Genomic DNA, 4,855 nt, shown 5'->3' on the forward strand with positions numbered 1-4,855 from the left:
CAACACCTCGATCTCAGGACGGGGCTCTCAAACCCGCCAGCGCTTTACCCTCGGCGGGCTTCCGCTCTCTCGGCCTTTGCCCCCGCGCAGCGGGCTGGAGCGCAGCGACTTTGTGCTTTGGCGCGTACCGTACCAATCGGGCCGGTCTGACAAGGTCCGCTGATCGGGGTAAAACGGACTCGCATCCGACATCGCGGAAACGAAGCGATTAACCTGAGCGGACTTTAGACGCTTACGCCGGCTTTTTCTTCGTCGCATAAGCAGTAGAACTACGGCTCGCCTTATTAAGGTTAGCTTGCGGTTTACGGGCGTACCGTTTCAACAAGCTGGAATCGTTCGGCATGGCCATGTGGACGCCACACGGCCCTTTTTTTGGAAATTGAAATGATGCGGATCGTCCAAAACTTGCGGATCGGGACCAAGCTGGCAATCGCTTCGGGCAGCAGCATCCTTTTAGTAGTACTCATGGTTTCCATTCAGCTGACCGGCAATGGCCGAATCCGAGCGGCAAACGAAAACGCGGCAACCCAAGAACGGATCGTTCAGGACGCCGTTGACGCGCGGGCCGCCGTCCGGACGATGACGCTGGGTGTACGGGATATCCGACTCGCCCGCACATTGGTGGAACTTGAGAAAGCGTCTAACTTCGTTGAAAAGGCCCTAAGCTCAGTCAAAGAAAAGGCCGAGCATTTTCTTAAATTGTCCCTATCGACAGAAAATAGTGCGCGGATTGAGCAAGCCACGGAACTCGCCATCAATTACGTCAAGCGCGCCTCGGAAATTGTGGCGATGCGAACCGAGGCCATCGGTATCGATGCCAAGCGTTTCGCGGGCAGTAGCCTTTCTTCCGATGATTCGGCGCGAAGAACGAAACTAGAGGATGACACTGACCGATTTGCCCGCGAGATCACCTTGCCTCTCGCGGAGGCGAGTCTGACGGCAGCCGAACAAGCTGCGGACTTTGCGCACCATCGCGCCGAGGCCACCCGCGCCGTGGCGACCGATGAGATGGTATCGACCGAGAAGTATTCGATGTCGGTGGGTCTTGGCGTCGGAATTGTACTGATTGCAACCTGCATTTTTTCGATTGTTACAATCGCCCGACCAATGCGCGCCCTTAGCCGGTCCATGCTTGAACTTGCGAATGGCAATTTCCAAGTCGTCCTGCCCGGCGTTGGTCGGAAAGATGAGATCGGCGACGTCGCTGGAGCCGTCGAAACATTCAAGGTTAAGGCCGCTGAGAAAGCTCGCAATGAGGCTATCCTGGACGAAGAGCGGCGGCAGGCTGCAGAGCAAAATAAAGCAAAAGCCCTCAAGGAAATGGCAGAAACGGTGGAACGCGAGACCAATTCCGCCGTCGGCCAAGTCGCCGCAGGGACTGGCCGCATGGCAAAGAACGCCAGCCTTTTGAGCGATTCCGCTTTGTTGCTTGAAAAGAATAGCAGCAGCGTCGCGGCGGCGGCGGAGGAAGCTCTTGCCAACGCACAGACCGTCGCCAAGGCTTCTTCGCAACTGAGCACGTCGATTGCCGAAATCGCGTCACAGGTCAACTCTTCAAGGGAATTGACACTGGAAGCCGTGTCCGCTTCGACCCAGGCACAGGTTACTATTGCGAAGCTGTCCGAGGCCGCGGGCAAGGTTGGCGCAGTGACGAATCTGATCAGCGAAATTGCAGGTCAAACCAATCTGCTCGCGCTTAACGCAACCATCGAGGCCGCACGGGCTGGGGAAGCAGGCCGCGGCTTTGCCGTTGTCGCCGGTGAAGTTAAATCGCTGGCGGAGCAAACCGCGAAGGCCACTAGTGAGATCGCGCGGCAGATCACCGAAATCCAAGATGCGACGCGAGCGTCGGTTGAATCTATTAAAGGCATCGGGGAGGTTATTCGAAACGTGGATGCGGTTTCATCGACGATCGCCAAGGCAATAGAAGAACAGAACATTGTTACGGTTGAAATTTCGCGGACTGTTGAAGAAACATCGCTCGCAGCTCGGGAAGTCGCGTCGCAGATCATTTCAGTATCCAACGAAGCAACCGAGACCGGTCGGCGTGCAGCGGAAATTCGCGACGGTTCGGCCGATATCGCCAGCAACGTCGACGAGCTTCGCGCGACACTGGTGCGTGTGATCCGCACATCTACGTCTGACGTCGATCGCAGAATTTCCTCCCGGATTGATCTTGGTCGTCCCGCCACACTAAAAAGCCAGGGCAAATCAGCCAGAGTCACCGTGCGCGATCTCTCTTTGGGAGGCGCGATGATCAACGAGACCTGCCCGGGGGTACCCGTAAATGCGCCGATCCAGCTTGTCATCGATGGCATTGCGGCGGAGTTGAACGGCTTCATGGCGCGCAAAGACGCGGACGCCGCACTGCTTGAATTCGAACTTTCAGGTCAGGCCAGCAAGATCGTCAGCGAGTTAATATCGGGCCACAAGGCGGCCGCATAAAGTCACCACGCTGCTCTTTCCAATTCTTGGATCTGTTAGGTTGGCTTCCGCTGTTGATGCTGTTGTCTAATCGCTGCTGAGGCGTCAAGCTTATAATTTCGTTCAGGGGACGCTGCCGGGTGCATGGTTGTCTTCGCGGTCGACAATAGCCGCCGCATGATGGAGCTTCGCAGGACGAGCCTTCAATGTGGACGACGCACTTTGCTGAGTCAGCAGTGCAACAGCATCAGCGGAATGGCTCGGCTCATGTCCCGGCAGGGACACCTTAGGCGTTCAGGTTCTGAACGCTATCGGAACTTATGTGGTGGCTCCGGCATTCGGATTGAAGAGTTCGCCAGTCTTAAGCATCGTATGCATTATGACCGCTAGTTTGCGCGCCACGGCCACGGCAGCTCTTTTGAAGCCGAGCCTCTCCCGGAGCTTCAGACCCCACGTGCGCAGAGTGCTGTCGGTTGAGCTGCGCGTCGGAATGACCGCCGCCGCTTCGTAGAGAAGCCCTCGCAAATGGCTGTCGCCACGTCGGGATATATGGCCGTCATAATCGACTTCTCCGGATTGGTAGCGGCGTGTCGTCAGCCCGATCCAGGCGCCAACAGATCGAGATTTCTTGAAGTTGTCCGGCCTCTCAATGGCTGTGGTGAAGGCAGTTGCGGTGATCGCACCGATGCCGGGAATAGACATAAGGATGCGGCAAGCCTGACTCTGGCGCGCGTCCCGTACCAACTGGCGTCCGAGTTCGGCGGCGCGGATGCGAATGCCACGCCAGGCTTCCAGCATCGGGAGCACGATCGATGCAAGTCCGTCCTGATCGGCAAGAAGGCTCCGGACATTCTTCTCGAAGGTGCTTCCCTTTCCGGCAGGAACGAGCAGACCGAAGGTTTCATGATACCACGGATCTGGTTGGAAAGCTCTGTTGTGATACGGACCAGCCGCGTGCGTGCCGCGACAAGCGTGCGGGTCAGCATGCTGTCGAATCCTTTCACCCGAACCTCACGAAAGAACCCGACTTCTGCGAGCTGCGCCAGACCATCGGCGTCGTTCGCGTCCGTCTTGTTCGTCGCCATATCGAGCGCCGCTTTAGCATGGCGCGCATCGATGCAGATTGCCGGCAACCCCTCGGTGCGCAGAGAATGATAAAACCATATCGACAGTAGTCCGGTCTCGAACACTACGCGTTTCACGGCTGGCGCCCGCTTGCGGATGAGCTCGGCTATGATTCTGGGATCAGATGCGCACCTGCCGCGCCAGATCCGTTCACCTGCTCGGCGGATCGAGACTGACGTCTCTTTCATCGACACGTCGAGACCGATATATTCTTCCATAGCTGTTCTCCATTCGATGCTTGGGCCCGGCGTCCAGTCGTGAGCCCGTATTTCCATCCTATCGGGGAACAGCCACCCTCCAAGACTAGTGTTTGGCCTGGGGCAACTCGCTCCCGCGATTACCCCATGTGGACGGCTCCTCCACCGGCACATGGGTGCCACGGATGTGGGAGCTGTTAAGGCTCCCACGATTCAGAGGAGCGAGCCATGCAGACGATGACGACAATCGGTTTAGACATCGCCAAGTCGGTTTTCCAGGTTCACGGAGTCGATGATGTTGGCCAGGTGGTTATCCGTCGCCAATTGAAGCGCCGCTATGTCCTGACGTTCTTCCAGAAGGTGTCGCCTTGTCTGGTCGGTATCGAAGCCTGTGGCTCGGCGCACCACTGGTCGCGCGAGCTCCAGGCACTGGGTCACACCGTGCGGCTGATCCCTATGTGAAGCCCTACGGTGCGCCCCGACGGCGACCAACTGCCGAAGAGCGTGGTGCGGTAAAGAGCACGCCAGGGTTTTCCATAGATCTCACGGGAAAACCGTCTGACGCCACGGCCGGGCGTGTTGTCGATTGATCTGGTAGCTGACGAGCGGTTTGGACCAAACTGGTCGAGTTCGGTCGGTTCGCGCAGAAACACGCGGGCAAACGCGGCAGAAACCGCCCGGACTGGGTGCTCCGATTTGTCGAACACACGCGCCATCTGTTCATCCGTCAGCGTACCTCGGTGATCAATGCGATCCGGGCTCATCTTGCCGAGTTCGGGATCGTTGCGCCGGTCGGGCGTCACGGCGTCGAGGAACTGCTTACTGTCGTCGCCGATCCGAACGACAGGCGAGTTCCAGAGATAGCTCGCGCGTGTCTCCTGGCACTCGGGACTCAACTGCGAAGGATGAAGAAGCAGATCCTGGAGTTCGACCGACTGATTAGGGCCTGGCACCGATCCAACGAGATGAGCATGAGGCTCGAAGGAGTCCCCGGCGTCGGTCCGGTTCTGGCCACTGCTTTGGTCGCTGCCGTTGCTGATCCAAAGTCCTTCCGATCAGGGCGCAACTTCTCGGCCTGGATCGGCATGGTGCCGAAGCAGCACTCCAGT

The 4,855-nt window shown here is 58.0% G+C and carries 2 protein-coding genes and 3 pseudogenes; 4 read left to right on the top strand and 1 reads right to left on the bottom strand.

Annotated features, from left to right (window positions below):
* Positions 1–384: 384 nt before the first annotated feature.
* The gene (locus ABSE61_RS35895) at positions 385–2,445 is read left to right on the top strand and encodes a methyl-accepting chemotaxis protein (RefSeq protein WP_423875902.1); all 2,061 of its coding nucleotides are present in this window, start codon (positions 385–387) and stop codon (positions 2,443–2,445) included.
* A gap of 297 nt (positions 2,446–2,742) precedes the next feature.
* Here the strand turns inward: ABSE61_RS35895 and ABSE61_RS35900 are convergent.
* Positions 2,743–3,767, bottom strand: a pseudogene (locus ABSE61_RS35900) (IS110 family RNA-guided transposase).
* A gap of 207 nt (positions 3,768–3,974) precedes the next feature.
* Between ABSE61_RS35900 and ABSE61_RS35905 the strand changes: the two are divergent.
* From ABSE61_RS35905 to ABSE61_RS35915, 3 genes and pseudogenes are all read left to right on the top strand, one after another.
* A pseudogene (locus ABSE61_RS35905) lies at positions 3,975–4,202 on the top strand (IS110 family transposase); the annotation flags it as partial.
* Between the two features lie 260 nt (positions 4,203–4,462).
* Positions 4,463–4,567, top strand: a pseudogene (locus ABSE61_RS35910) (IS110 family transposase); the annotation flags it as partial.
* Positions 4,568–4,717: 150 nt separating this feature from the next.
* On the top strand, positions 4,718–4,855 hold a 138-nt coding region (locus tag ABSE61_RS35915), incomplete at its 3' end, for a transposase (protein ID WP_423875903.1).

It is taken from the genome of Bradyrhizobium sp. (assembly GCF_049519115.1).
GTDB lineage: Bacteria > Pseudomonadota > Alphaproteobacteria > Rhizobiales > Xanthobacteraceae > Bradyrhizobium.